This window comes from Ruegeria sp. CE8, from assembly GCF_056537465.1.
This window is the reverse complement of record NZ_JBQFRP010000002.1, coordinates 441,600-466,733: the sequence shown is the minus strand read 5'-3', so window position 1 is coordinate 466,733 and position 25,134 is coordinate 441,600. Positions and strand designations below refer to the sequence as shown.

Below are 25,134 nucleotides of genomic sequence, written 5' to 3'. Positions count from 1 at the left end.
CTGTTTAACAGTGCATCGGAAAGGGCAAGCGATGAAGTTCAGCGATTTGTTGATGACTAGTGCAATTGCGGCGGCATTAGGTGTATTCCCCGTTAAAGGCTCCGCGCAAATGCTAAAAGACATAGTCGATGCCGCTCCTCAGGAAGAGCCTGCTCCTATGCCGCATGTCGTTCCCGATGATCCTTCCAAGATGAATATCCGGTAAGACAAATCTACGAATATTTGGAGAGAGCTGAGAGATCCGGAAAGAAACCCGCAAGGGGCGGGGCCAATAGACATACAGCGGTACCAATTACAGATGGAGCCAATCGGAATTCAGACCTTCTTTAAGCTTCCAGTGGCTTTGACGCCAGAAGATTTGGTTGCCGGTGAAATCGACGTAGCAATTTTTGGAGCGCCGACCGGAGCTTTGCCTCACTCGGCTGGCAATATGTGGGCACCCGCAGAAGTGCGTTATAACAGAGACTACGGGGGCTATGGGGATCCAAAGTTCCCTCTGAGTTGGGTGGAATACGAAACTTTGATAGCGCCATTTTCAATCATCAACGCGGTTGACTACGGTGATGCCGGAATGAACGCATACAACCAAGCGCACACTTTAGAAGAAATTCGCAGAATGACGCGCGAAGTTGCTTCGATTGGGGCCGTTCCATTTATTGTTGGCGGAGATCATTCCGTTCCCAACGGTACTTTCCGCGGCATCGTTGACGTCTATGGGCGCAATAATGTTGCTTTCGTACATTTCGACGTCCATCTCGACCGAGGCCAGGGAAAGTTTGGCGCTTTCTACCATTCTGGCAGCTTTATGACCCTCGCTGTAGAAGAAGGATTGGTGGACGGAAGCAATGTCATCCAATACGGCATGGCCACTCCTGTTTTTGGAGAAGGCGACTGGGACCAAGTCCAAGCCGAGGGTGGGAAAGTCTATCATATTCATGAGATCCGCAGGGACGGTGTGGAAGAGACCTTCGACAAGATTTACGAGGATCTTAAGGATATTGATCTGGTGTATGTCTCGTTTGACATCGACACCTTTGACATGAGCTATGCACCGGGCACAGGATCATCCTCTCCTATTGGGTCACACCCAGAAGACCTGTTCCCAATGCTGCGGGAGTTCGCTGCACGAAAAACAATCGTCGGCGTGGATTTTGTCGAGTTCAATCCGTTTTATGACAATAAGGGCCAGCAGACTGCGCGACTTGTACGACGAACCATGTTTCAGTTCCTAACTGGTATCGCGATGAGAAAAGAAGGAATGGACCCTGAGTTTGTGCATCCGCGTATCTCGGGTGAACCCTAATTTGAGAACTTCACGGAGCTTATTTTGTTGACGCACACCGGGTCACAATGCTCCGGAGTGTGTCGCAGTTTGCAGTAAGGTCTCATGGTAATGGTCTTGTTCAAAACAACTGGTGAATATTTCGATGTCGGCAGCAGTCGATACACTTGAAACCTCTGCTCTCCGGGTGGGCATGGCCGGAAATTTGGCCATGGGATTTGCCGGAATCTTGGCTTCGGTCCTTTCGAACTCACAAGCATTGCTGGTCGACGGGTTGTTTTCATTGGTCGGCTTTTTTGCTGCTATCTTAGCAGTTCGTGTCGGTCGCCAATCTTCGGCCCGTCCGGATGAGAATAGGCCGTTGGGCTACGCAGCTGATGAAGCGGTATTCACGACTTTTCGCGCCTTGTCTCTTCTCGGCCTTGTGGTGTTTGCTTTTACCAATGCAGTTGCCAAGATCGCCTCCTATATCGGCGGTACGACGCCAGCCCCGGTTAAATTTGAGGTTATTGGTGTTTACACTATCCTGATTTGCCTAATCTGTGCTGGTTTGTGGGCAAACCACCTTCGATGTTGGAAGCAAACTGGTAAGCAAAGCGACATCTTAAGGCTAGAGTCCCGCGCGGCTGCATTCGACGGCGTCATTACTGGAACAGCAGGCGTGGGTTTCGCACTGGTGTTTTTTTTGAAGGACGGACCGCTGGCGTTCGTTGCGCCAATTGGAGATTCCATTATTGTAATTTGCCTTTGCCTTGTTGCCTCTGGAACATATTGGGCCGATTTCAAAAACAGTCTTGGAGAGTTGGTCGGAACGTCCGCTTCCAAAGACATCGTAGACGAAGTGCGCAAGACGGCAGAAGACTTATTGGCCAATAAGGACATCGAAATCCCAGATGTCATTGTTCTCAAAGCCGGCCGAACTCTCTCCGTTGTTGTGTTTATAAACCCACATGGCGCAGTTATGAGCTCCACAATTGATGAAATCTCCATCACACTTAACAGTGAACTGAACACCCGTTTCGCGCGCGCAGAGGTATTGGTCGTGGTCTCTGAGATCGGACGCCAAGTCTTTGGCGCCGCATCGAAAAATTAAATATCTGATTTATGTTTGTTAAAGGGACAATGTCCCAAGTCCGTGAGGCAACGTTTTCATTTTTCTCCTTCATTCAATTTTGTCTGCGGTATCGGTCGTTCAAATGAAATCTTATTTCTACTGCGCGGCGAATAACGGGTTTGTCCGCAAAACCGCCATCCGCGGAGAAAACCTGAACGTCCACTCCGGTCAAAACCGAGCAACCTCCTGCATCTAAATAAAGAAGCAACTGCAGGAGTTTGATCCATGAAGTACCTGTCTGCCCTCGGCGTTCTCGTCGGGGGTTTTCTTTTGCACCCACCGCCCAAGGCCGTCCTGACGACGATGCTCTGGGTGGTCGCTCGATCTCATCCCGCTGTCTCGGCGCTGGTTTTACTGGCGGTTCTCTGGACGTGGAGGTCCGACGATGACTGAACTGGAGCTGAACCCCGGTGACGTCGTGGTCGTCCGCGCCTTCGATGACGTCCCTGAGCATCACTTCCGCGTGGAAGAGGTGTTCGAAGACTGCGTGACCGGCTTTGCCATCACCGGCCCACTGGCTGGTTCCTACGGCGAACCGGCCCTCGAGATGATCCTACGGGTTGTCTCTAGCGCCTAACGGCAATCCCCAAAATTCAAAACAGAAAAGGAGGAGACTGATGTCTGCTCACATTCGCTACGGCAGCCATGTTAATAGACCGAGGGTTGAAGCCATTGGATTGCTGACGAGCCATCAACGCCCGATATAGACGAGCGATATTCGCAGGATCGCCCAGATAGTCATAGTAGCGGGTCATGAAGGACTGAAAGTCCTGATGGTCCGGGCCAGAAGCGTGACCTGGATGATTTGCGTCAATCACAAGGAAACGCCGGTCATCTGACTCGATCCAATGTGGGTAGTGATTAGTCGTCATTAGGTAGACGCTGACACTGCGAACCTCAGTTACCTCCTTTCCTTTGCCTTCAACGGCGACTCTGGGTTCGGTAATGAAAGACTTGACAGCGTTACCCGCATCGGTTCCCGGCTTTAGCTTCACCTCTTCACAAGCGATGAACTTCTTCGACATCAGTGTTTGGTTGAAACGAGAAGTCAGCTTGGAGATACCGTTGATGCCGATGGAGTTGCTCTGTCCAAAGAGCTTGGCAAGGGTCAGTGCGATCGAACTCTTACCAGTACCCTTGGTTTGAGAATACAGCAGGATTGAAAACCCGGGCTTGCTGTCTTCGTTCTGGAGGCTCCAAGACAACCAATCGAGAAAGAAGACTTGATCGGTGTAGTGTGGGAACATCCGAGTCAAGAGTTCAGCAAACAAGCCGAAGTCAGCGTCATCCACATCCAGGTTTCTGTACTCCGGCTGTGTCCACGAGTTGATAGCGGCTGTTCCATCGGACCAGACCAGCCCTTCATCGTTGTAGGGGCAGCATTCAATGAGGCCGGACCAGACAGGGATAGTTTGCGTCATGTCCGAATGCACTTCTTCCACAACATGTTGGTAGACTTCGCGCCAAAGATCATCAGTCAATTCGATTTCCGGATACTTCTCAGAAAACCGAACTAGAGCTACACGCTTTAGGTCTGAAGCCGAGATTGCAGAACTCGGGTTGTCTCGGCGAAAGAAGCGTCCTTCCTTTCGGACAAATCGCCGCGCCAGATCTTGGCACAGCATTGTCTTTGGGCTTTCTGGCTTCAAGTGCTCCAGATTGTGTGACGTTTCTTCGACCGTGGGCGACGGTATGAATTCGATGGCTTCGTGGTTTTTTGAGGTGGTTTCGAAACACGCGTTGCGCCGATTTCTCTCAGTCCTTTTCAGTTTAAAGCCTGTCTCGAAATTATGCTGCTCACTCATAAATATCTCCTTTGCACGAGTGCAACGCGGCCCTTTTGCAGAGCCGTTTTTCCGTTGAAGTTTTTGGTAATGGCAACCGACGACGCATATCTAAACTGCGTCTCAAATCGGCATTCAGAATTTATGGCCACCCGGCCCGGTTAGCGACATCCCGATCTTAAGGAATGTCATAAATAGTTGCAGGTCGGCAGGTGCCAATCCACTAAGTTCTGTCAGACTTCCACAATATCGAAAGTGAGAGTTTTCCCTAGTTAATTATCTTTAATGTAGCCATCCGGCCGAGCTTACAGGTTCGTTTATTGCATCACCCACCGGCTTGCCGCCACCCGCGATCAGGTGATCCGGCACCGCTGCCACAACCGCCGCTGCATCAATCCCCGCCATCTGACCATCGGTGACCGCCGTGATAACCTTGAAGATGAGCGCGATCGGCAAGCGAACGGGGTTGATTGGGGTGCGCTATAGCCCTGTGGCTATGCAGAAATCTCGATTGAAAACCAGCTAACCCGCTCCTCCCGCAACGTGGGAGGGGCTCCCCCGAAGAACCCGCTATAGTTGCTAACGGGTCGTTCGGGTGGCTGGGGCATAAACGGGGGCAATTCTCGGAGGGTTTAGCCCAAGTGCCTGCTGTCGTTCCATGTTCTGATGAACTGGCTGGGGTGGTAGGAATCCTTGCCGTCCGATGATCGTTATAGGCTTTTTAGCGAAGCACAAGAAACTGGGGCGGTTTCGGGGGCATTTCTAGGGTAAGCACGGGGCAATTTGACCGCTAGAGAGGCCGTTAACGGGTGCTGACAGGACCGCCAAAGCAACCCTCCACTGGGGCTGAGACGACCGCTGACGATCGATTCCGGGGGCTGAACACTGGTCGCTGGTGCTGGCGGTTGGGTCGGAGCGGACGTTAAAGTCTAGTGCAGCGAAGGACTGCTTTGAGCCCAAGTTCAAATTTCTGCACCGTGCATCAATGCCGAAAGTGCAGAAGAAAGCTGTCGTTGAGTGTTATATTCAAACCGCACCTTCTTCACTTTTTAGGTTGTGCTTTTGCTCCCAAGGGGTGTCTCATACAAATTGTAATGTGATCATTGGATCTTAGCCGTGTTCGACGCGTCGACATACCTCGCGATAACATCGATTGCAGTCATCGGCACTGTTCACGTCTTCTGCGTGTCTTTTTACCGGAGATTCCCCGCCCTAGCAGGCTGGCTTTCTGATTTTTCATCAGGGATCGGACTTGGCTATGCTTTTCTTTTCCTGCTGCCAAAAATTGGTGAATTGTCCACCGGTTTAGCTGCAAGCGGGAAATGGGAAAACTCGCTGTTCGGTTATTCGCTCCTAGGATTTCTCATTTACTACTTGCTGGAGGCCAGTCGCGACGTAGGGGCCGACAACAAGTTGTCGCTTGGCTTGGACACAGTGGCCCTCGGGACCTATAACTGCTTGCTTGCCATTACCGTCATGCAAACGACGGGAACATCACCTGAGCTGTACGCTGTTGGAACGTTGGCCTATTCATTGCATTTGTTTGGGGTGAATATCTTTCTCTATAAGACCCACCCCGGACACATGTCTGGATGGCTACGCGCATACTTTGTCGCGTCGCTTGCGGTCGGCATATTGATCGGTCTCAACGCAGACAAAAGTAGCATGATCTATTCAATTTCGACTGGGTTAACAGGGGGTGTGATAATAGCCCTGTCTCTTCGGGTTAAACTACCCAGCCTTTCGGCAGTGAATACAAAAGCTCTGTTGATTGGTGTGGTGTTTGCTGCGGTCGCAGTCGAGGTCACCCGGTACTAACCCGACGACACTGTTAAGTCTTTCCGTAGTATAAGCCGAGCCATTTGGCTCAGCTTACTAGATTTAGATAATCTGAAATTCATTTACTCAAAGTCTCTGCAATACCTTTCATCACAACCATAGAGTCCAGGTACATAGGTGTATTTTGAACGTCTGGCTGGCTTGATAGCTTCACCATAACCACATTGGCTTTTTGGTTCACATACAACAGCTGCCCATAGACACCAATGCCGTAAAACGCACCTTTTTCTCTGTCTTTCACCCAAACTTGATTACGGTAGTGGAAGCCTTCAAACACCTCCGCGTATGCGCTTTTCTCATAAGCTGCGATAACGTCATCATTTGCTTGAATCGTGTCAGCTATCCAATCTGGAGGAATAACTTGAGTGTCGTTAACCTTTCCGTTGTCCAGCATCATTATGCCAAATCGCAATAGGTCACGAGAGCTGGTAAATAACCCACCACTCGTTTGCACAATCCTTTTGGGTCCTAGTTCGCTATATGCAGGGTCCTGAGCACCGATGTCCTGCCACAACTCGGCCAGTACATCCAGATAGCTTTCTCCAGTCGCCGACTCGATAACCATACCCAGCAGCGCAGATAGCACTGAACGGTAACTATAAACTTCACCGTCTTCTACCAAGGTCTCGCGATCACTAAGAGAGATCATGTACTCCTTAACGCCAGACTCTGTATCACAAATTTCAACTTTTTCAGAGAGGTCCTGACCAAACGCACAGAACAGATCACCGGCGTCGTCTAAGTAGCCGCTAGAAGCATCTTTCCAATCAACAGCAGCGGTCATATCAAGTAGGTGTCTAACCGTTGTATTTTTGAATGCTGGGCCTTCCAACTCTGGCAGGTATTCGGTGATCAGCTTTTTGGGATCTAATTCTCCCGCCTCAACCGCCAGCCCTGCTGCCATACCCAACACTGTCTTGGTGATCGAGTGAATGCGGTGAGGCGTATCAGCTCTCATGCCATTGAAGTACTTTTCAGCGACCAATTTGCCATCGTGATAAATCAAAAAGCTATCGGTATGTGTTTGATGCAACCAATCGTTGATATTCTGTTCTTCATTATTGCTAGCTGTGAAAACAAAAGTCTCAAGCTCAGTTGGGTATGCCGCTTTTTCCAAAGTACGTACCCAATCTGACGGTGGAACTCGTGCCAATTCGCCAAAAACATTTATGCCTTCAAATATCCAAGGGCTTCTATCTACAGACTCAACGGTTTCATCCCAGAAATAACCAGCCTCTGCGCTTGCTGGTTGTGTAGAAGCAGTAAATACCGCACCGGAGGCCAAAAGAGCGATAGCAATAGCGGAGGTCACTAACGGCTTGTTTGCATGACTTTTCATTTTTGGGGATCTCCGAAGGATTGGGCAATCTCCAAGCAACCCAGCCATGCTTCAGCTCTGGTGTCTAGCCCCTTGTGCCTGGACCACGGAGCGGTCAGACGACTGCGAACTACTCTACGATAGGACAGCTTAGTAGTCGCAAGCGGTTGTGGGCTGATAAAATTGCGCTGGTCGCCTCATGCAATGCCCTCTTGGTCCGCATCTGTGAGGATGTAAAGCTCGCAATGAAGGTCCGCTTCCGGGCTGCGACCGGTTATCAGAAAGCGATGAGCATAAGGCGGCTTTGTCCGCAGCTCGGTCATTCAACTGCCTCCAACCAACGTCCACTTTGAAGAAAAAAACAAAACAGGGATCCCCCGGCAACCCGCTAAGGGCCGCCGAGGGTTAGGTGTCAGGGTGGTCTTCTGTTAACGACATAGTCGGCCAGCCATTGCCAGTAGGCTTCAGCGTCACGGAACCCTTGAGCCCGAGCAGCCAGATCTTCCGCTGCCTTACGGGCGCAACCGCCATCGAACTCGGCAATAGCGGCTCGCTCCTCAAACGCATCAATGTCAGGGAAGCTCATACCGGAAGCCGTATCTGGTCAACGATCGACCGACGCTGCTCGTCACTGATGCCAGCCGAGTAAATCCCATAGGTGATCCCGTTCTCCGACCGTGCCGATTGGTGACCGACCAGAGATGCCGTGAAGTGTTCAGGAACACCTGTTCGTTCGCACTGGGTCACAAACCACTTGCGGGTCGAGTGAAACACCAGTCCCGGTCGCTCCAAGTCCAACCGCCGTCGGAGCCTTGCAAACCCCTTGGTGACATGTGCCACGGTCAGATCAGGAAACAGAGGGCCGGATGCGGGTAACTGCCGGAACGTCTCATCCAGCACTGGGTGAACCGGAACCAGTCTCTCCGCCGCGTCCGTCTTCAGCAGTCTCAGTTGGTTAGGTTGAACATGAATGAAGCACCCGAGATTGCCCTTGGTCACGAGGTCTTCCCGAAGCAGCCCGACCGCTTCCCCTGCTCGCATCCCTGACAGCAGACAGGTCAGTAGAACCGGATGCAAGTCCCGGTCTTTGGCTCCCAGCAGTCTCACGACTTCATCGTCAGTCGGGACAGAATAAGGCGCTGGGCGCACCTTGCGATCGAAGAGAACCGTTCGGAAAGGATTCTGTTCCAGATGCCCCTCATAGACCATCCAGTCGAGGAAGTGATTGACCTGCGACCAGATACGCCGCTGGGTTCTAGCCGTTATGGTCACTGACCCCCGAGACGAGTACGCGACCAGCTGGTCCAGGGTCAGCCCACGGGTTCGTTCTGACTTGCCAATCATTGGGGACAGTTGGGCTATGGCGCTCAGAAACTCTCGGCCGTCGGCTCTGGTCAGGCTGCAAACCGACTGGTCACCGTATCGACTGGTGAACAACCCGACAGAGTATCGGACCGATTTGTACCCGCTGGGTCGTAGCTCGTTACTCCGCTTGTTCAGATAGGCCCGGCTCAGGTCACGAACGCCGAGGGCAGACAGGTACTTCATGGATCAAACTCCTGCAGTTGCTTCTTTATTTAGATGCAGGAGGTTCCTCGGTTTTCTGGGGGGCAGGAGTGAGTAATGCCCGCTGGCTTGTATGCGCCCGACACCTGCGTTAGCCTGAGTCTCCCAAGGCGAATACTGGGTGAGGCCAGAGCAGGTCCATTGCACAGGGTTGAGTTGTCAACGATTTCGCGGGGTATGAAAATGGCCGATACTGAATGCAACTATCAACGGATAGTCTCGGTTGAGGAAGTCAGGTGCGCCCTTGAAGAGGCGCAGTGCCAGCAATGTGGCATCACCACCAATGAGTTAATTTTACGCGGGGAGTTGCTCGAGATTTGCGGTGAGGAACTTTGCTCCGACATCTCAACGGGCAAGAAAACTTTCATCGCGATTGCACTATGCCCAAGCTGTCATGCACGGGCTCATCAGGACGCCGAGAACAAGCATAACCCCTGCCAGATAAAGGCTCGGTGGAGTCGAGAGGGCCTAGCGTAGTAAATTGCGAGGTACGGCCCGAATTGATCTCTCGGATGGACCTCTGCCAGACATGACAAGTCATACTTCGCTGATTAATAAAGTTACATGACATTTGATCTATTGTTTGCCCGCCGCTGGCCAAAATCTTCATTAACGAAAGACGTCGCGCGAATTGACGTAGCTTCGTATTGCCAAGCCTATCAATGCCTTAAGGAAGAAGCTCCGAAACGTCCAACTGGTCGCCCCTATTTAGGAGGGAGAAGTGGCTATCCTACGACTGAAGGGAAGACGAACCGCAGGGAAGAGCATTTTGCGATTGCGATGGTTAACGCACAGGAGGGCTGGGATTTACCAGACGGGACTCGATTTGAGCTGCTTGATTATCAAGTTCCGCTAAAGGCGACACGTGCAGATCGTGAAATCGGAAAGATCGATATGTTCGGCCTGACGGAACATGGCCGAGCTGTACTAGTTGAACTCAAGGTGATTGGGCACTCGGGTGGCCCTAGTGATCCGCCCCCTGTCGCTCTGCTGGAAGGGTTACGATATGCCGCCATCGTTGAGGCCAATCTTCCGAGAATTGCGAAGGAAATTCGTGACACCTTTGGTCGTGAGATGGTCTTGGAGCGGCCTGATATCGTGGTCCTAGGAGAAGCAGATTGGTGGTCGCGATGGCTTACATCTGACAGAGCCTTTAAGTCTGTTCTCGAAGAAAAGTCGCAAGAAATCTCAAATGTCCTTGGCCTTAGTATAATCTTCGCATCCTTGCCGAACGCAAAAGTCCAATATGGCCAGCGAAGCAGAGCACCAAGATTAATCGGGCTATCCCAAATTGAGTACCAGAACTCGTTGCCCAAAAGTGCTTTGCAAAAATCAAGTGAAATGGGGGCGGAACCAAAAAAACACGAAGCGCTGCTGCAAGGGGTTTGGTGGAATTATGCCAAATCGTTCTCCAAGGGCGACCTCGACGGGCAATCGGCACCGGGAAGGCCGCCAGTCGTCTCCGTTTCAAAACCTTATCTCAATCTCATGCTGCCATCCGACGAAAGAATGGCCTCGGAGATTGAAGCTGAAATTGCAGCAACGGATCGCCATAGGCATTTTCGATCTTTCAGAAGCTCGCAGGCGATGGCTCAAAGTGTTTTTGGAGCCTTCAAAGCCGCAGGCCAGTTGGAATTACTGTCCCAAATTCCGGCCCAATGTGGGCGTTCAGCTTTTGGAAACGTTTCTCAAGAAACTGCGCTGTCCATGGAAGTCGACGTTCAAACGCTTAATGAGCCTCGACCAACGCAATTGGATGTCTGCCTAGAAAGGGACGATTACCGGGTAGCCGTTGAATGCAAGTTTAGCGAATCCGAGTTCGGAATTTGCTCGCGCGTCAAGCCGCAAAAGTCCGAGACGCCTTTGTGCGATGGGACCTATACTCGTCAGCAAAACAGGCAAACGCGCTGCGCTTTAACGGAAGTTGGCGTTTCTTATTGGGATCACATACCTGACTTATTTGATTGGAGCGACAAGCAGGATCTGTCTCCCTGCCCACTTTTACCAACTTATCAGATCGTCCGGAACGTACTCGCTGCAGTCACCAATATTGACGGAAATGTGGATCCTTCAAATGGACACGCCGTCTTCGTATATGATGGCCGAAATCCTAGGTACAAAGTTGGCGGAGCTGCGGACGTTCAAATTAGACAAGCTGCTTCCGCGTGCCGGGTACCTGGTCTTATTCGTCGCGTGACATGGCAGGAAATTGTTCGAATTTGTTTGGACTCAGAAAGCTTGATTTGGTTAGCGGAAGTAATGGAAGAAAAGCACGGGATATTTCCCTAGCCCACACAATATCAACCCCACCAAAGCCCCCGCCAGCACCAGCGACCAGTCTTCAGCACCCGGAACGACTCGACAGCGGTTCCATCTTACGGACGTCGTCAGCGCCAGTGGACGGTCGATCTAGCGGTCGAGAATGCCCCCGGAACCGCCCCAGTTTCTCGAGCTTCGCCAAAAAGCCTATAACAATCATCGGTGGGCAAGGTTTCCTACCACCCCAGCCAGTTCATCGGAACATGGAACGACAGCAGGCACTTGGGTCAGTGATACCCGAGAAATGCCCCCGTTTATGCCCCAGTGGTTTCGGGTGCTACGGGTGCCGAGGGTGGGCCCTCAGAGGTCGTTGAAGGCCCATGCCACGGGTTATAGTCGATCGCGATCGACACCGTTCGCCCAGAAGTCCCAATCGTCGCGCTTGTTATCCGCCGCCGACCCCTCGATCAGGTGCTCAGGACGGACGCAGCGCTCGTTATGACAGCGATGACGAACCACCGTCGCCTCATCGATCACCGCCCGGTTAACAACACAGTAAACGAGCCCTGCAGAGGCCACTTGGCGGCCCTTGAACCGTGTTTTCGGCCGTCCCTGCGTCGAGGTAACCCAGCACCCGTTCTCATCCTCTGTGGTTTGCGATAGGACGGAGTTGGCCCTCGAAAGGGCCTCCTCGTAGTGGGTGTCCATGATGTCCTGCAGCCAGATCTCGCAGTCGTCTCTCAAGAAGAAGTGCTGACCATCCATTATATGATCTCCACTTCGTCGAACCGGCTGTCACCAGCAATGTGATCGTTGATGCTCACTGGCTCAAAGTCAGGACCATGGATTTTACCCCGCTCGATCCAATAGCCGGACTTAACCCAAATCGCGCGTTGATAGTCTTTGCCACCCCACTTGGCCTTGGTCTTCTGCCAGTCCAACTCATCCATGAGGTGCTTGGTTTGGTTGATGTTTCCTTTGAGGTTCGTCTGGACGAACTCAACCACTCCCGCTTCAGGCAGGGCGACGAGCCCACTAGCATTCAGTTCTTCCTCCAACCGATCAACGATGGTGTCTCGGCTGGTCTGATGCAGTCGTTCCATGGTCGGGGTCTGATGGTCTGCGATGTTGAGGCTTTTGGCGCTGAATCCGACCGGCAGTTGTCTCTGCATCAAGGCGTTATAGACACGGGCCACGTTCGCCGGATCATCCAGGAACTGATTAACCTGACCGACGAGGTTCGAAAACTCGTTGGCGCGAGAACCCCCTGATCGACCGTCATGGTTCACATCCATTACGAGATAACGCCGCTCACCCTCACCGATCCATGATGGCCAGATGTTCGAGGTGAACAGGAAGCAGCACGACTGCTTTGCGCGTTCAGCTTCGATCCCTTTCCGCTCTATCAGAACGTAAGGGTCAGTGATGAAGGTTTTGATAGCGTTTTCCTGCGGCGACCCCGGCTTGATTTGGGTTTCCTCACACACCACAAGCTTGCTTGTCAGAACCGTGGCGTTGAACTGCTGCGTTAGCTTGCTGACGTTATTTGGAACGACGGTATTCGAAGTGCCAAAGAGTTCGGTCAGAATGCGAGCCGTTGTACTTTTCCCAGTACCTCTTCCCCGCGAATACAGGAACGGAGCCCAAGCTGGCTTTTCTCCCTCGTTCTGAAGGCTCCATGCCAGCCAGTTCATGAACTGCTCACGGTCGTGCTCGAGCTGAAAGAACTCGTCGAAGAATTGCCCGACGACGCCAAGCTCAGCGGAGTTGATCCTGAGTTGGCGATATTCCGGTTCGACCCACGTGTTGGCTGCAACTGCTCCACGCGACCGTATCAGTCGGTTAGAGTTACCGGCTTCACAGATTGCCGTTCCGTTCCAGACCTGAAACGACCGGTCGGCGTCAGTATGCTGCGTTTCGATCAGCAGCTTGAATAAGGTTTTGACTAGATCTTTGCTCAGTGGAACTTCAGGATGCTCGTCTCGTACTCGGTTCAGGATCATTCGCTCCACGTCATTGCGCGACAGTGGAACACTCAGATTCTCCACGTCGAAGAACTTGTTGTCTCTCCGAACGATCTGATCGCCGTAGGCCTTTGCTAAACGTTGAACTTGCTCGGTTACCTCCGCTCCAGCAACTGGATTATTATTGGTTTCCATTGATGGTTATCTCCCATCATTGATGCTCCCGGCTTAGCCACGCACCCCGTATCAGGAGACGGCTGATTAGACCGTTTATGGGGGGCACGCACCAGGTGCATAATCGCGTTCTTCTCTTCTATAGTGTGCCCTGGAAGAATTCATGGGGCGAAAAGTGGCCTGAAACCCCATATTTTTATGGCAAAAACGGCCATCAGAGGGTCGCGGCCTGTTTTTGGCCCATTTCGCCCGAATTTGGCGGTTAGAATTGGGGAAATAAACGGGGCTTCAGGTGGGGCCACGATCCATCACGAGCATCACCACTCGCGCTGCGTTCATAAGGTTATGATACTGATCACCAAGGCCAGTTTGCCATTTTGAGCCATGTACCAGATTGCAACGGAGGCGATACGCTATCAGGACTAGCGCCCCGATTTTCTCGGCAGGTAGGTTCGAGTGACCCGCGAGAACATCTAGAATTCTCCTACTCGACACATCGTCTTGGTCAACCAGAAGTTCATAATGATGCGTGGGCCGCCCATCGCGTATGTATCGGTCCTGAAAATAGTCGAGATACTGTTGGTACGGAGTGAAATCGGCGTCCTCGGGCAACTGATCAATGAAGGCAATGACATCATCGCGAGAGCCACTTGCTTCAAGATGCCTTTGATCGAACAAACTGAAAACCAAGACATAGTTATAGACGCTGGCTTTCACTTCTGGAGGCACGTCAGCGAAGGCTGGTTGATGGTGCTGGAACCATGCTTCAATTTCGTCAATATCATCTTTGAACGTCATGTGCAGCCTCCATGCCCAACTCCGTCCTATCGCAAACCACAGAGGATGAGAACGGGTGCTGGGTTACCTCGACGCAGGGACGGCCGAAAACACGGTTCAAGGGCCGCCAAGTGGCCTCTGCAGGGCTCGTTTACTGCGTGGTTAACCGGGCGGTGATCGATGAGGCGACGGTGGTTCGTCATCGCTGTCATAACGAGCGCTGCGTCCGTCCTGAGCACCTGATCGAGGGGTCGGCGGCGGATAACAAGCGCGACGATTGGGACTTCTGGGCGAACGGTGTCGATCGCGATCGACTATAACCCGTGGCATGGGCCTTCAACGACCTCTGAGGGCCCACCCTCGGCACCCGTAGCACCCGAAACCACTGGGGCATAAACGGGGGCATTTCTCGGGTATCACTGACCCAAGTGCCTGCTGTCGTTCCATGTTCCGATGAACTGGCTGGGGTGGTAGGATTCGAACCTACGATACACGGTACCAAAAACCGCTGCCTTACCACTTGGCTACACCCCAACAGTGAGGCGCTGTCTACGATTGTTGATCGGCGGGTTCAAGGCCTTTCCGACAAAAAATCAGCGCGGTTTGAAAAAAATCTGAAGGACACTTTTGACGGTCTACGAGTGGCTTGTTTTCACGGCTTCCTTGTTCGATCCTTCAGTCTGATTATCGCCTGTGCCCGCTCTTCTATTGCTGGGCAAAAGATGCGTGCACTTCAGTGAACTCTGTGGAGCACGGGTTTTGAATAATTTTTTCAGCGGGTTAGGCGATTTTGATACCGCTTCGGTGGACCATCGGAAGTAATCAGAAGGGAGTGACCATGGAGTTTTTGCGCACACCTGACGCTCGGTTTCAGGGGTTATCCGACTACCCGTTCAAGCCGGTTTACACGCAGATTGACAACACTGAGGGCGGCCAACTGCGGATACATCATGTGGATGAGGGGCAGAGAAATGCCGATCCAATTCTGATGATGCATGGTGAACCCAGCTGGTCCTACCTTTACCGCCATATGATTTCGGGATTCGTCGCGCGCGGGCGCCGGGCGGTTGCACCCGATCTGATCGGGTTTGGCCGCTCTGACAAGCCAACTGAACGCGGTGACTACTCGTATGAGCGACACGTCACTTGGATGGGCGAGTGGCTGCGCTTGGTTGACCTGCGCAACATCACACTGGTTTGTCAGGATTGGGGTGGCCTGATTGGGCTGAGGTTGTGGGCCGAAATGCCCGATCGATTTGCGCGCATTGTTGTAGCCAATACAGCGCTGCCGACCGGAGATCAGCCGATGGGTGAAGCGTTTGAAAACTGGCGAAGGTTCAGTCAGGACGTGCCGGAGTTTCCAGCCGGAGGAATTCTGAAAGGGGGAACGGTTTCGTCCCTGTCCGAGGAGGTCATCGCAGCTTATGACGCACCGTTTCCCGATGAAAGCTACAAGGCCGGTGCGCGGCAGTTTCCGATGCTGGTGCCAGCTTCGCCAGATGATCCGTCCTCGGGCCCGAATCGCCGCGCGTGGGACGTGATCCGTGGATTGCAGACCCCGGTGCTGACTGCGTTTGGGGCAGATGACAAAGTTATGGCCGGAATTGACAAGGTGTTTCAAAAGTTATGCCCGGGCGCTGCAGGGCAGCCGCATGTGATTTTGCCAAACGCAGGTCATTTTCTGCAGGAGGATGTCGGCCCGGAACTGGTGGATCTGACCTGCGACTTCATCGCGCGAACATCTTGATCCGCGGTGGTTATTCGCGGATTTCAGCGGGGTCCACGCCCCAGAGGTTCGATTTCAATGTCCAGCCGCGATAACCTCCGGCCGAGATTTGGCACCAATCCAACGAGCAACTGCCCAGCCGGGCCACGACGCCGGATTCGAATTGCGCGCTGACCGGCGCTTTGGGGTCGGGGTTGGAGTAAACAGGCAGCATTTCGGATTCGATCAACACGGTCCTTACGCCGGACAGCAACGCATAGTGGACCCACCCTCCGGCCCCGTCGCGATCCTGAACCTTGCGCCAGTTGCCGTATTCGGCGGTGATCTGCAGCGGCATACCCCGCCGTTTGAACACCCAATCGATTCGATGCGTTAGTGACGGACCCCGGCGCACGTTGCCTTCGGCTGCCTTCATCGAGACATATCGTGGCAGCGGGAGGTTGGTGACAGGCCCGCGTTTGTCCTGCGCGTTGGCAGGCAAACTGCTGAACACGGTCAGAAAAACGGTGAATACCGCCGGAACAAGGCGTTTTACGGGTAGAAAGCCACTCACTTACTGTCTGCTCTTGTGCCTGTTGATCTTGGTTCGAAAAAAGGTCGACTCAATGTCTATGGGGTTCTTGTGCCCCGCCTTATCCTGCGCCACGATGCCATGGCGCGCGAAGGTTTGCAAAGCAGTGGGAGTGCAGAGGTGCCAAGAGAACGTCTGAGTGTTGTCGTTACGCGACGGTTGCCCGAGGCGGTTGAAACCCGGTTGAGCGAATTGTTCGATGTACAATTGCGCGACGATGACAACCCAATGACCCGCGAAGAACTGGTTGCGGCGGTAAAAACAGCTGATGTGTTGGTGCCGACAGTAACCGATACGATTGACGGTGGTTTGCTGGGGCAGGCGGGTGAGAACCTGCGCCTGATCGCGAATTACGGGGCTGGGGTCGACAATATCGACGTCTCGACCGCCCGACAGAGGGGCATTCTGGTGTCCAATACTCCGGGTGTTCTGACCGACGATACTGCGGACATGACCATGGCTCTTATTCTGGCGGTAACCCGCCGAATTCCTGAAGGCCTGTCCGTGATGCAGAAAGGCGATTGGGCCGGTTGGGCACCGACTGCTTTCCTGGGTGGCCGGATCGGCGGGCGTCGCCTGGGTATTTTGGGCATGGGGCGCATTGGTCAGGCCGTTGCGCGCCGCGCCAGTGCGTTTGGAATGCAGGTACATTACCACAATCGCCGCCGTCTGCGCCCCGAAACGGAACAGGAGCTGGAGGCGACCTATTGGGAAAGCCTCGACCAGATGGTGGCGCGGATGGATGTCATTTCCATCAATTGCCCATCAACACCGTCGACCTTTCACCTGATGAACGCGCGGCGGCTGAAGCTGATGAAACCGTCGGCTGTGATCGTGAATACCTCTCGGGGCGAAGTGGTAGATGAAAACGCGTTGACGCGTTTGATCCGCTCGGGCGAAATCGCCGGGGCAGGTCTGGACGTCTATGAACACGGAACAGATGTGAATCCGCGCTTGCGGCAATTACCGAACGTTGTCTTGTTGCCCCATATGGGATCGGCCACGATGGAAGGTCGGATCGAAATGGGCGAGAAAGTTATTATTAATATCAAGACATTCGAAGACGGGCACCGCCCGCCGGATCAGGTGGTTCCCGCGATGCTTTGACGGGGTTCCGCCTGCGCTTCAAGGCGGACCCGGCTTTTTGGAACACGCAATTTTCAGGAGGATACAATGAAACGAGGTCTGATTTCGGGGTTGTTTTTGTCGGCGATGGTTGTGGCAGCGCCATCCTTCGCTCAGGAAACCGCGGATGCGGTTGCCCCTGAAGGTGCGTCCGAAGGGCAGATTCAGGGCCTTACCGAAGAGGTTATCGCCGCACTTGAGGCCAAGATGGCCGGACAGCCGGTCACCTCCGAGAATTGGATGGTTGCCGCAGCGAACCCATTGGCGGTTGAAGCCGGCGCAAAAGTGCTGCGGGCCGGTGGCTCGGCAGCAGATGCGATGGTGGCCGTTCAGGTTGTGCTCGGGCTGGTCGAGCCGCAGTCCTCGGGGCTTGGTGGCGGGGCGTTTCTGGTCTGGTACGACGCTGCGACGGGTAAGCTGACCACGCTGGACGGGCGCGAGACTGCACCGCTTGAAGCAAACCACAGGCTGTTTCACGATGGAAATGGCGAACCGCTGAAATTCTTCGATGCGGTCGTCGGCGGGTTGTCAGTCGGTACCCCCGGCACACCCGCCTTGTTGGAAGAGGCGCACCGGCGCTGGGGGCGCAGCCCATGGCCCAGCCTGTTTGCCGATGGCATTAATTTGGCCGATGAAGGTTTCCTTGTCTCGCCGCGTCTCGCCAGCTTGGTCGAGAAGGATGCCGAACGCCTGTCGCGGTTTCCTGTAACGGCAGAATACTTCCTGCCTGGAGGTAAGCCACTGGAGCAGGGGCAACGCCTGACGAACCCGGCTTACGCCAAAACGCTGCAGACTCTGGCAAGCGAAGGGTCTGCAGGTTTTTACGGTGGCGAAATAGCAGCGGGTATCGTCAGTACCGTTCGTGGTGCCGAGGGCAATCCTGGGGTTCTGTCGGGTATCGATCTGGCGTTGTATCAAGTGATCGAGCGCGAGGCGGTTTGCGCCACTTATCGCGCGTACGAGGTCTGCGGTATGGGGCCGCCATCGTCGGGTGCGCTGACCGTCGGTCAGATCCTCGGCATGCTGGATGGCTATGATCTGGCGGCCATGGGCCCCGAGGACGCGAATGCATGGCGTCTGATCGGAGATGCATCGCGTTTGGCTTTTGCGGATCGCGGCCGTTACATGGCGGATCACGACTTTGTCCCTATGCCGACACAAGGTCTGGTTGATCCTGCGTATCTGTCCGACCGGGGTGCGCTCTTGGGCGGTGAGGCTGCGCTGACAGAGGTCACGCCGGGCAACCCCGAGTTCGATCATGCGTCAAACTGGGCCGATGATGTCTCTATCGAGTTGCCTTCGACCTCGCATATCTCGATCGTCGACCAATATGGCAACGTCCTGTCGATGACGACGACGATTGAAAATGGCTTCGGGTCACGCCTGATGACCAACGGATTCCTGCTAAACAACGAGCTGACGGATTTCTCGTTCAAAACCCACAGCGATGGCGTGCCGATTGCCAACCGGCTGGAACCGGGCAAGCGTCCGCGTTCGTCGATGAGCCCGACGATTGTGATGCAGGACGGCGCGCCTGTCTTGGCCATCGGATCACCGGGCGGCAGCCGTATCATTGGTTATGTGGCCAAGTCGATCATCGCCTGGGCCGATTGGGATATGGACGTGCAGCAGGCTCTGTCGCTTCCGCATCTGGTCAATCGCTTCGGGACTTATGATGTCGAAGAAGGCACGGCAGCTGAAGGTTTCTCGGACGCGTTGATCGAGCTTGGGTTCGAAGTGAACCCACGGGATCTGACCTCGGGCCTGCATGCGATTGAAATTGGGGATGTGCTGGTCGGTGGTGCCGATCCGCGCCGTGAAGGCATAGCGCTGGGCGAATAGTCCTGCGTTTTAAAGGGGATAGACATGGTGCAGGCAGTGGATTTGCCGCGAAACGAGGTTGGGATTGAGGCCGCTGTCGGCATTCTGAAGCAGAAGTTTGGTGACAGGCTGCAAACCGGACAGGCGATCCGCGAACAGCACGGCCATACGACCACCTGGATCGAAAACCAGTCCCCGGACGCCGTGGTCTTTCCGCGATCGACGGAAGAGGTGTCGGAGATCGTCAAAACCTGCGCGACCCACAAAGTGCCGGTGATCGCCTTCGGCACTGGCACGTCGCTGGAAGGCCATGTGAATGCGCCCGCTGGCGGTATCTCGGTCGACTTGTCCCAAATGAACAAGGTGCTGGCCGTTCATCCCGGAGATTTGGACTGTGTGGTGCAGCCTGGTGTGACGCGTGAAGACCTGAATACGCATCTGCGCGACCAGGGCTTGTTCTTCCCAATTGATCCCGGCGCAAATGCCTCATTGGGGGGGATGGCCGCGACGCGGGCGTCCGGTACCAATGCAGTGCGCTATGGCACGATGAAGGACAATATTCTCAGCCTCGAAGCCGTCATGCCGGACGGGCAGATTATCCGAACCGGTCACCGGGCCAAGAAATCCTCGGCCGGTTATGATTTGACCCGTCTGCTGATCGGCGCAGAAGGGACGCTGGGCATCATCACGGAACTTACACTGCGCCTTCAGGGTATCCCAGAGGCGATCAGCTCGGCCCGCTGTTCATTCCCCACTGTGGATGCGGCGTGTCAGGCGGTCATGATGACCATTCAGTATGGCGTACCCGTCGCCCGGATCGAGCTGCTGGACGAAATGTCGGTCAAGGCCGCCAATGCCTATTCCGGCCTGAGCTTGCCTGAAACACCACTGCTGCTGCTCGAGTTCCACGGGTCGGAAAGCAGTGCGGTCGAGCAAGCCGAGACCTTCGGTCAGATCGCAGAAGAGTTCGGCGGCACCGATTTTGCAGCAACCTCAACGACCGAAGAGCGAAATAAACTCTGGCAGGCGCGGCACGACATGTACTGGGCTTGCCTGCAGTTGCGTCCAGGCGCGCGGGGGATTTCCACCGACGTGTGCGTTCCGATTTCCAGATTGGCCGAATGCGTGACAGCAACTCAGGACAAGGCGAGTGAACTTGGGTTGATGGCGCCCATGGTCGGACATGTTGGCGACGGGAACTTCCATACTCTGCTACTGATCGACATGGAGAACGCCGAAGAGGTGGACAAGGCCGAAGACTTTGTCGGATGGCTGAACGATCTGGCCATTTCGATGGAGGGCACTTGCACGGGGGAGCATGGAATCGGACAGGGTAAACGGCCCTATCTGGTCAAAGAACTTGGTCCGGCAGTTACATTTATGGAGGCCATCAAAAAGGCGCTGGACCCGGATAACATCATGAATCCCGGAAAGATTTTGCCAGTACCGTAACGCTTCGAAATTTCGTCTCGAAGCCACAAGAGCGCCCAAATTAATCATTATCAATTGCGGATAAGAGCAGTGATTGATTTTGGGGATTGAAATGGACGCATTAAGGTTCATTGGATTTGGGTTGATTGTGGTCCTGGTCGTAGCTGGCCTGGATTATTTTCAGCAGGACAAAAAGTCGGAAGGCACACTTTCCTTCAATGGGTATGTCGAAACGATCTCTGAACGATTCGACCGGAGCCAACAGAAGCGCGAGGCAAAAAAGGCTGATCGCGAGCGTCAGAAGCTGTGGGATGTGGGGGCCAAAAGCTATTTGCCCAAGCCACCGGTCGGGTGGACACAACATGCCATGACCGAAGCTGACAACAGCGCGGTTTCCACGGCTCTGACCGAGTTTGACCTGACACCGCTAATCAGTTCCGTCAGTGGCCCGGCTGAGTTGGTCGCGCTCAATAACGCTGGGGAAGAAGGCGTGATTCGTAAACTGGATGAGACTGGCGCGGTGTATTCAAACGATTCAGAGGTTATCTGGCTTGATATCTCGCTCAAACCAAAGTCCGCCCGCAATACTATGGCCGGGCTGGCTTTGAGTGCGCAGAGCGCATTCCTTGGAGGCATGAAAGTTGAGGAAGGCTATGCGGTGATCGACGGTGTGGCATTCATGGAAACCACTGGAAATCTGCTGGATAACGACAAAATGCCAAGGTATCGCGCGTTCACAGGTCGAATCGGTTTTGATCAGGAGGTCGTCATTCGCCTTCATACAGATGCCAACGACGCGACGATCCGCGACTTTCTGGGCCGGATCGATTACGCGGGCCTGAACGAGCTGTTGCCGCTGCCTGCCCTGGTTGTCGGCAAGGGGATTGATGTTCCCCTGGAACAACAGTCTCAGATCGCGGACGAAATGCACAAGCTCTACGAAGCGATGCAAAATGCGCAACTCAAACTGGGGCAGGAAAAGCTCAAAAATCTGGATGCTGCCTCTGTAATGGTTAACACTTTGGCCAGTTCTGGGTTCAATTCCGAGGGCGTGGTGGACATTACGAATGGCAAAGTGTTCGAAAACCAGGAATTGTCGCAGCTGGCTTACATTCGCACGCAGGATCTGTTGCTGGAATCTGCCCTTAGCAAGGCCGAACCCGCGGTGGCCAGCGCGGGTGGCGACGGTGGGTTTTTCCAGAGTCTCATGAACAAGGCGTTCAAGGCAAAAGCCGGAACAGATGGATCCCAGCAAAAGGCTCCATCGCAAGAGGTGAAGGTTCGCAAGGGCGGTCTGGGTACATCGTCCTGCGCAACGCTGGGCAGCAGCAAACGGTGTTCGGTGGGCGGCAACTGACACCTAATACGCAAAATCGACGACCCGTGCCGCGCGCGGGTCGTTTTTTTTCTATCACTGGTCGGATGAATGTCGCGCCGGGTCCCTCAAATGCGCCATATGGTGTCAACTGAATTCAAGGGGAGACGCCCGGTTATGAAAACCCAAGTCAAAGCACTGGTTGTTGGCGGCGGCGCCGTCGGGACTTCGATTGCCTATCATCTGGCCAAAGCAGGCTGGGACGATGTGATGCTGATCGAGCGGGACGAGCTGACGTCCGGATCCACCTGGCACGCGGCAGGCCTGCTGCCGCTGTTTAACATGTCCTACGCGACGACCCACATCCACAAGTACTCGGTCGATTTCTACAAGACGCTTGAGGAAGAGACCGGCCTGAACGCAGGCTTCGCCGTGGTCGGCAACCTGCGTATGGCGCAGACGCAAGAGCGTATGGATGAGTACATGCTCTATGCCTCCACCGCCGAAACCTGCGATGTTGCCTATGAGTGGTTGACCCCGGACCAGATCAAGGAACGCTGGCCGCTGATCGAGACCTCCGACCTGAAGGGCGCAATCTACCACACCGAGGACGGCTACATTAACCCTGCCGATGTGACCCAGGCGATGGCCAAGGGCGCCCGTCAGCGCGGCGTCGACATCGTCCGCAAGATGCAGGCCGACGCCTTCCACTGGAACGGCACCCACTGGGAAGTCACCTGCACCAAGATGGTCGAAAAGGGCGGTAACCTCGTCCCATCGGATGAGCAGGTGGTGATCACCGCCGAGCATGTCGTGACCGCATCCGGTAACCACGCGCAGCGGACTGCCAAGATGCTGGGTATCAAGATGCCTGCGATCCCGGTCGAACACACCTTCATCGTCATGGACAAAGACCCTGAGCTGGTCAAATGGCGCGAAGCAGGCAACCCCGAGCATCCGGTAGTGCGTGATGCCGACAACGAGTCGTATGCGCGCGAAGAACGCGGCGGTTGGATTCTGGGGATCTACGAACATGGCGCTCCTGCGCAGTTCGAACACGGCGTGCCGGACAGCTTCCGCGCTGACCTGTTCCCGCTGGATCTGGACCGGATTGCAGATCAGTACATGGCGATGGCCGAACGCGTTCCTTCTTGCGCTGAATCCGGCCTGAAAGACGATTTCAACGGCCCGATCTGCTACACCCCCGACGGCAACCCGCTGGTTGGTCCGGCTCCGGGTCTGCGCAACATGTGGCTGGCTGAAGGGTTCTCGTTCGGCATCACCGCTGCAGGCGGTACCGGCTATTATCTGGCGCAGATGATGGTCAATGGCGAAGCCGAGATCGACATGGCCTCGCTGGATCCCAAGCGCTATTCCTCCAACTGGATGACCACCGAGTTCGCGGCGCGCAAGAACGAAGAGTGCTATGAGCACGTCTACATACTGCACCACCCCGACGAAGAGCGTGAAGCTTGCCGCCCGTTGCGGACTGTTCCGGCTTATGACCGGCAGAAAGCGCGCGGCGCTCAGTTCGGCTGGGTCAACGGTTGGGAACGTCCAAACTATTTCGGCCCCGTCGATGCACCGGACAACTTCGACAAAGAAAGCCGTTCGTTCCGTCGCGGTGGCTGGTGGCAATATGCCGTCGAAGAGGCCAAAGCGATCCGCGAAGGCGTTGGCCTGATCGACGCGTCGGCCTTCACCAAGCATGTCGTCAAAGGCCCCGGTGCGACTCAGTTCCTGGATTGGTTCACCTGCAACAAGCTGCCCAAGGTCGGTCGCATCAACCTGACCTACGCGCTAACCTCGCACGGCACCACCCGCACCGAATACACCATCGTCCGCAATGGCGAGAACAACTACTACATCGTCTCTGCCGGTGCATGGACCGAGTACGACGCCGACTATCTGCGCAAGGCGGCCGAGGACAAGATGGAGGAGTTCGGCTACATCGAGATCCAGGACGTGACCACGCAGTGGGGCGTCTTCGCCATCGCTGGACCCAAGTCGCGTGACGTTCTGAAAGAGGTCATCAAAGACGCTGATCCGGAAACCGCTCTGTCCAACAAGCGCTTTCCGTGGCTGTCGGCCCGTCAGATCGAACTAGGCATGTGCCCGGTCAATGCGATCCGCGTGGCCTATACCGGTGAGCTGGGCTGGGAATTGCATCACCCGATCGAGATGCAGAACTACCTGTTCGACCTGCTGGAAAAAGCTGGTGAGAAGCACGGTATGAAGCTGGTTGGGGCACGGGCTCAGAACTGGCTGCGTCAGGAGAAATCCTATCGCGCCTTCGGCACTGAACTGGGACGCGATGCGACCCCGCTGGAAGCTGACCTGCCGCGTTTTGTCGACCTGTCCAAGGATTTTTATGGCAAGGCAAAGCTGGAAGAGACCGGCGTGCGCGTGAAGTGCTGCACTCTGCTGATCGACGGACCGGACGATGCCGATCCGTGGGGCCGTGAGGCGCTGTACACACCGGAAGGTGAGCGCGTAGGTCGCCTGACCTCGGGCGGTTACTCGGTCGCGTTCGAGAAATCCATCGGCATGGGCTACGTAAAGCCAGAGCTGGCGGTCGAAGGCACCAAGCTGCAAGTTAAAATTCAGGACAAGCTGTGGGACGCGGTCGTCACCTGCGACAGCCCCTACGATCCGAAGAACGAAACCATCCGCAAGGACGGTTGATCAAACAAAGGCCCCGGGTAAGTCCGGGGCCTTTTTTTGTTTACGCGGAGAGTTCGTCGAAACATTCCAACGCTTTGGCCGCGTACATCATCGACGGACCTCCGCCCATTTGAATGGCCATGGCCAGAACATCCGAGACCTCTTCCCGACTCGCCCCGGCTTTGATCAAGGCTTCGGTATGCAGCGTGATACAGGGCTCGCATCTGGCCGCGATTGACATGCCCAAGGCGACCAACTCTTTTGTTTTGTAGTCCAGCGTGCCGCCTTCCTTGACGGACTTTCCAAGCGCACCAAATGCGCGGGCTGTGTCTGGGATAGCGGAGTTGAGGTTACGCAGGTTTTTGCGTGTGTCCGAGAGCTTTTCTTGCCAACTCATGAGTAAG

General features: G+C 54.6%; 24 protein-coding genes and 1 tRNA gene. 14 read left to right on the top strand and 11 right to left on the bottom strand.

Annotated elements, in window-relative coordinates; translation table 11 throughout:
* Positions 1-31 precede the first annotated feature (31 nt).
* The 4 genes from ACR0AA_RS05250 to ACR0AA_RS05235 all read left to right on the top strand — a co-directional run bounded on the left by ACR0AA_RS05250 (position 32) and on the right by ACR0AA_RS05235 (position 2,973).
* Complete coding sequence (locus ACR0AA_RS05250) at positions 32-205, top strand: hypothetical protein (protein WP_480755573.1); 174 nt, start codon at positions 32-34, stop codon at positions 203-205.
* Between the two features lie 93 nt (positions 206-298).
* Entirely contained in the window at positions 299-1,303 is a 1,005-nt protein-coding gene (locus tag ACR0AA_RS05245; RefSeq protein ID WP_480755572.1) for an arginase family protein, read from the top strand.
* A 124-nt stretch (positions 1,304-1,427) separates the two neighbouring features.
* Positions 1,428-2,375: a cation efflux transmembrane domain-containing protein gene (locus ACR0AA_RS05240; RefSeq protein ID WP_480662088.1), complete on the top strand. Its 948-nt coding sequence runs from the start codon at positions 1,428-1,430 to the stop codon at positions 2,373-2,375.
* A gap of 406 nt (positions 2,376-2,781) precedes the next feature.
* Positions 2,782-2,973: a hypothetical protein gene (locus ACR0AA_RS05235; RefSeq protein WP_480755571.1), complete on the top strand. Its 192-nt coding sequence runs from the start codon at positions 2,782-2,784 to the stop codon at positions 2,971-2,973.
* Between the two features lie 16 nt (positions 2,974-2,989).
* Here ACR0AA_RS05235 and ACR0AA_RS05230 read toward each other — a convergent pair whose 3' ends face one another.
* Positions 2,990-4,201 (bottom strand): primase-helicase family protein, encoded by a 1,212-nt coding sequence (locus ACR0AA_RS05230; protein WP_480755570.1) that lies wholly within the window; start codon positions 4,199-4,201, stop codon positions 2,990-2,992.
* A 336-nt stretch (positions 4,202-4,537) separates the two neighbouring features.
* On the opposite strand from ACR0AA_RS05230, the gene ACR0AA_RS05225 reads away from it, so the two are divergent.
* A complete protein-coding gene (locus tag ACR0AA_RS05225) occupies positions 4,538-4,666 on the top strand; it encodes a hypothetical protein (protein WP_480755569.1) in 129 nt (42 codons plus the stop codon).
* A gap of 630 nt (positions 4,667-5,296) precedes the next feature.
* Positions 5,297-5,998 (top strand): hypothetical protein, encoded by a 702-nt coding sequence (locus ACR0AA_RS05220; RefSeq protein ID WP_170469003.1) that lies wholly within the window; start codon positions 5,297-5,299, stop codon positions 5,996-5,998.
* A gap of 79 nt (positions 5,999-6,077) precedes the next feature.
* Here ACR0AA_RS05220 and ACR0AA_RS05215 read toward each other — a convergent pair whose 3' ends face one another.
* The 4 genes from ACR0AA_RS05215 to ACR0AA_RS05200 all read right to left on the bottom strand — a co-directional run bounded on the left by ACR0AA_RS05215 (position 6,078) and on the right by ACR0AA_RS05200 (position 8,885).
* Positions 6,078-7,358, bottom strand: coding sequence for a serine hydrolase domain-containing protein (locus ACR0AA_RS05215; protein WP_170469006.1), 1,281 nt, complete (start codon positions 7,356-7,358; stop codon positions 6,078-6,080).
* Between the two features lie 176 nt (positions 7,359-7,534).
* Positions 7,535-7,660 carry a hypothetical protein gene (locus ACR0AA_RS05210; RefSeq protein WP_480682255.1) on the bottom strand — a complete coding sequence of 42 codons (126 nt, stop codon included), beginning with the start codon at positions 7,658-7,660 and terminating at the stop codon, positions 7,535-7,537.
* A gap of 89 nt (positions 7,661-7,749) precedes the next feature.
* The gene (locus tag ACR0AA_RS05205) at positions 7,750-7,923 is read right to left on the bottom strand and encodes a hypothetical protein (protein ID WP_480755567.1); all 174 of its coding nucleotides are present in this window, start codon (positions 7,921-7,923) and stop codon (positions 7,750-7,752) included.
* Complete coding sequence (locus ACR0AA_RS05200; RefSeq protein ID WP_480755566.1) at positions 7,920-8,885, bottom strand: integrase; 966 nt, start codon at positions 8,883-8,885, stop codon at positions 7,920-7,922. The genes ACR0AA_RS05205 and ACR0AA_RS05200 overlap by 4 nt, the downstream gene beginning before the upstream one ends.
* A 582-nt stretch (positions 8,886-9,467) precedes the next feature.
* Between ACR0AA_RS05200 and ACR0AA_RS05195 the strand changes: the two genes are divergently transcribed.
* Positions 9,468-11,192: a PGN_0703 family putative restriction endonuclease gene (locus ACR0AA_RS05195; RefSeq protein ID WP_170608613.1), complete on the top strand. Its 1,725-nt coding sequence runs from the start codon at positions 9,468-9,470 to the stop codon at positions 11,190-11,192.
* A gap of 360 nt (positions 11,193-11,552) precedes the next feature.
* Here ACR0AA_RS05195 and ACR0AA_RS05190 read toward each other — a convergent pair whose 3' ends face one another.
* The 3 genes from ACR0AA_RS05190 to ACR0AA_RS05180 all read right to left on the bottom strand — a co-directional run bounded on the left by ACR0AA_RS05190 (position 11,553) and on the right by ACR0AA_RS05180 (position 14,098).
* Complete coding sequence (locus ACR0AA_RS05190) at positions 11,553-11,927, bottom strand: HNH endonuclease (protein ID WP_480755565.1); 375 nt, start codon at positions 11,925-11,927, stop codon at positions 11,553-11,555.
* Positions 11,927-13,321: a primase-helicase family protein gene (locus tag ACR0AA_RS05185; protein WP_480755564.1), complete on the bottom strand. Its 1,395-nt coding sequence runs from the start codon at positions 13,319-13,321 to the stop codon at positions 11,927-11,929. The genes ACR0AA_RS05190 and ACR0AA_RS05185 overlap by 1 nt, the downstream gene beginning before the upstream one ends.
* Positions 13,322-13,588: 267 nt before the next feature.
* Complete coding sequence (locus ACR0AA_RS05180) at positions 13,589-14,098, bottom strand: hypothetical protein (RefSeq protein ID WP_480553079.1); 510 nt, start codon at positions 14,096-14,098, stop codon at positions 13,589-13,591.
* 11 nt (positions 14,099-14,109) lie between these two features.
* On the opposite strand from ACR0AA_RS05180, the gene ACR0AA_RS05175 reads away from it, so the two are divergent.
* Positions 14,110-14,397 carry an HNH endonuclease gene (locus tag ACR0AA_RS05175; protein WP_480755563.1) on the top strand — a complete coding sequence of 96 codons (288 nt, stop codon included), beginning with the start codon at positions 14,110-14,112 and terminating at the stop codon, positions 14,395-14,397.
* Positions 14,398-14,536: 139 nt separating this feature from the next.
* Here the strand turns inward: ACR0AA_RS05175 and ACR0AA_RS05170 are convergent.
* A tRNA-Gln gene (locus ACR0AA_RS05170) sits at positions 14,537-14,611 on the bottom strand.
* 304 nt (positions 14,612-14,915) lie between these two features.
* Here ACR0AA_RS05170 and ACR0AA_RS05165 point away from each other — a divergent pair.
* Positions 14,916-15,824, top strand: a complete 909-nt coding sequence (locus ACR0AA_RS05165) for a haloalkane dehalogenase (protein WP_480662096.1) — start codon at positions 14,916-14,918, stop codon at positions 15,822-15,824.
* 10 nt (positions 15,825-15,834) lie between these two features.
* Here ACR0AA_RS05165 and ACR0AA_RS05160 read toward each other — a convergent pair whose 3' ends face one another.
* Positions 15,835-16,302, bottom strand: a complete 468-nt coding sequence (locus ACR0AA_RS05160; protein WP_480662866.1) for an SH3 domain-containing protein — start codon at positions 16,300-16,302, stop codon at positions 15,835-15,837.
* Between the two features lie 192 nt (positions 16,303-16,494).
* Between ACR0AA_RS05160 and ACR0AA_RS05155 the strand changes: the two genes are divergently transcribed.
* The 5 genes from ACR0AA_RS05155 to ACR0AA_RS05135 all read left to right on the top strand — a co-directional run bounded on the left by ACR0AA_RS05155 (position 16,495) and on the right by ACR0AA_RS05135 (position 24,751).
* Positions 16,495-17,481 (top strand): 2-hydroxyacid dehydrogenase, encoded by a 987-nt coding sequence (locus ACR0AA_RS05155; protein ID WP_480662868.1) that lies wholly within the window; start codon positions 16,495-16,497, stop codon positions 17,479-17,481.
* A gap of 66 nt (positions 17,482-17,547) precedes the next feature.
* Positions 17,548-19,341, top strand: a complete 1,794-nt coding sequence (gene ggt / locus ACR0AA_RS05150; protein ID WP_480755562.1) for a gamma-glutamyltransferase — start codon at positions 17,548-17,550, stop codon at positions 19,339-19,341.
* Positions 19,342-19,365: 24 nt separating this feature from the next.
* On the top strand, positions 19,366-20,772 hold the full coding sequence (locus ACR0AA_RS05145) for an FAD-binding oxidoreductase (protein ID WP_480662100.1): 1,407 nt from the start codon (positions 19,366-19,368) through the stop codon (positions 20,770-20,772).
* A gap of 91 nt (positions 20,773-20,863) precedes the next feature.
* Positions 20,864-22,108, top strand: coding sequence for a hypothetical protein (locus ACR0AA_RS05140; RefSeq protein WP_480755561.1), 1,245 nt, complete (start codon positions 20,864-20,866; stop codon positions 22,106-22,108).
* A gap of 135 nt (positions 22,109-22,243) precedes the next feature.
* On the top strand, positions 22,244-24,751 hold the full coding sequence (locus ACR0AA_RS05135) for a GcvT family protein (RefSeq protein ID WP_480662103.1): 2,508 nt from the start codon (positions 22,244-22,246) through the stop codon (positions 24,749-24,751).
* 40 nt (positions 24,752-24,791) lie between these two features.
* On the opposite strand, the gene ACR0AA_RS05130 is transcribed toward ACR0AA_RS05135, so the two are convergent.
* Positions 24,792-25,127, bottom strand: coding sequence for a carboxymuconolactone decarboxylase family protein (locus ACR0AA_RS05130; protein ID WP_480662105.1), 336 nt, complete (start codon positions 25,125-25,127; stop codon positions 24,792-24,794).
* Positions 25,128-25,134: the final 7 nt, after the last annotated feature.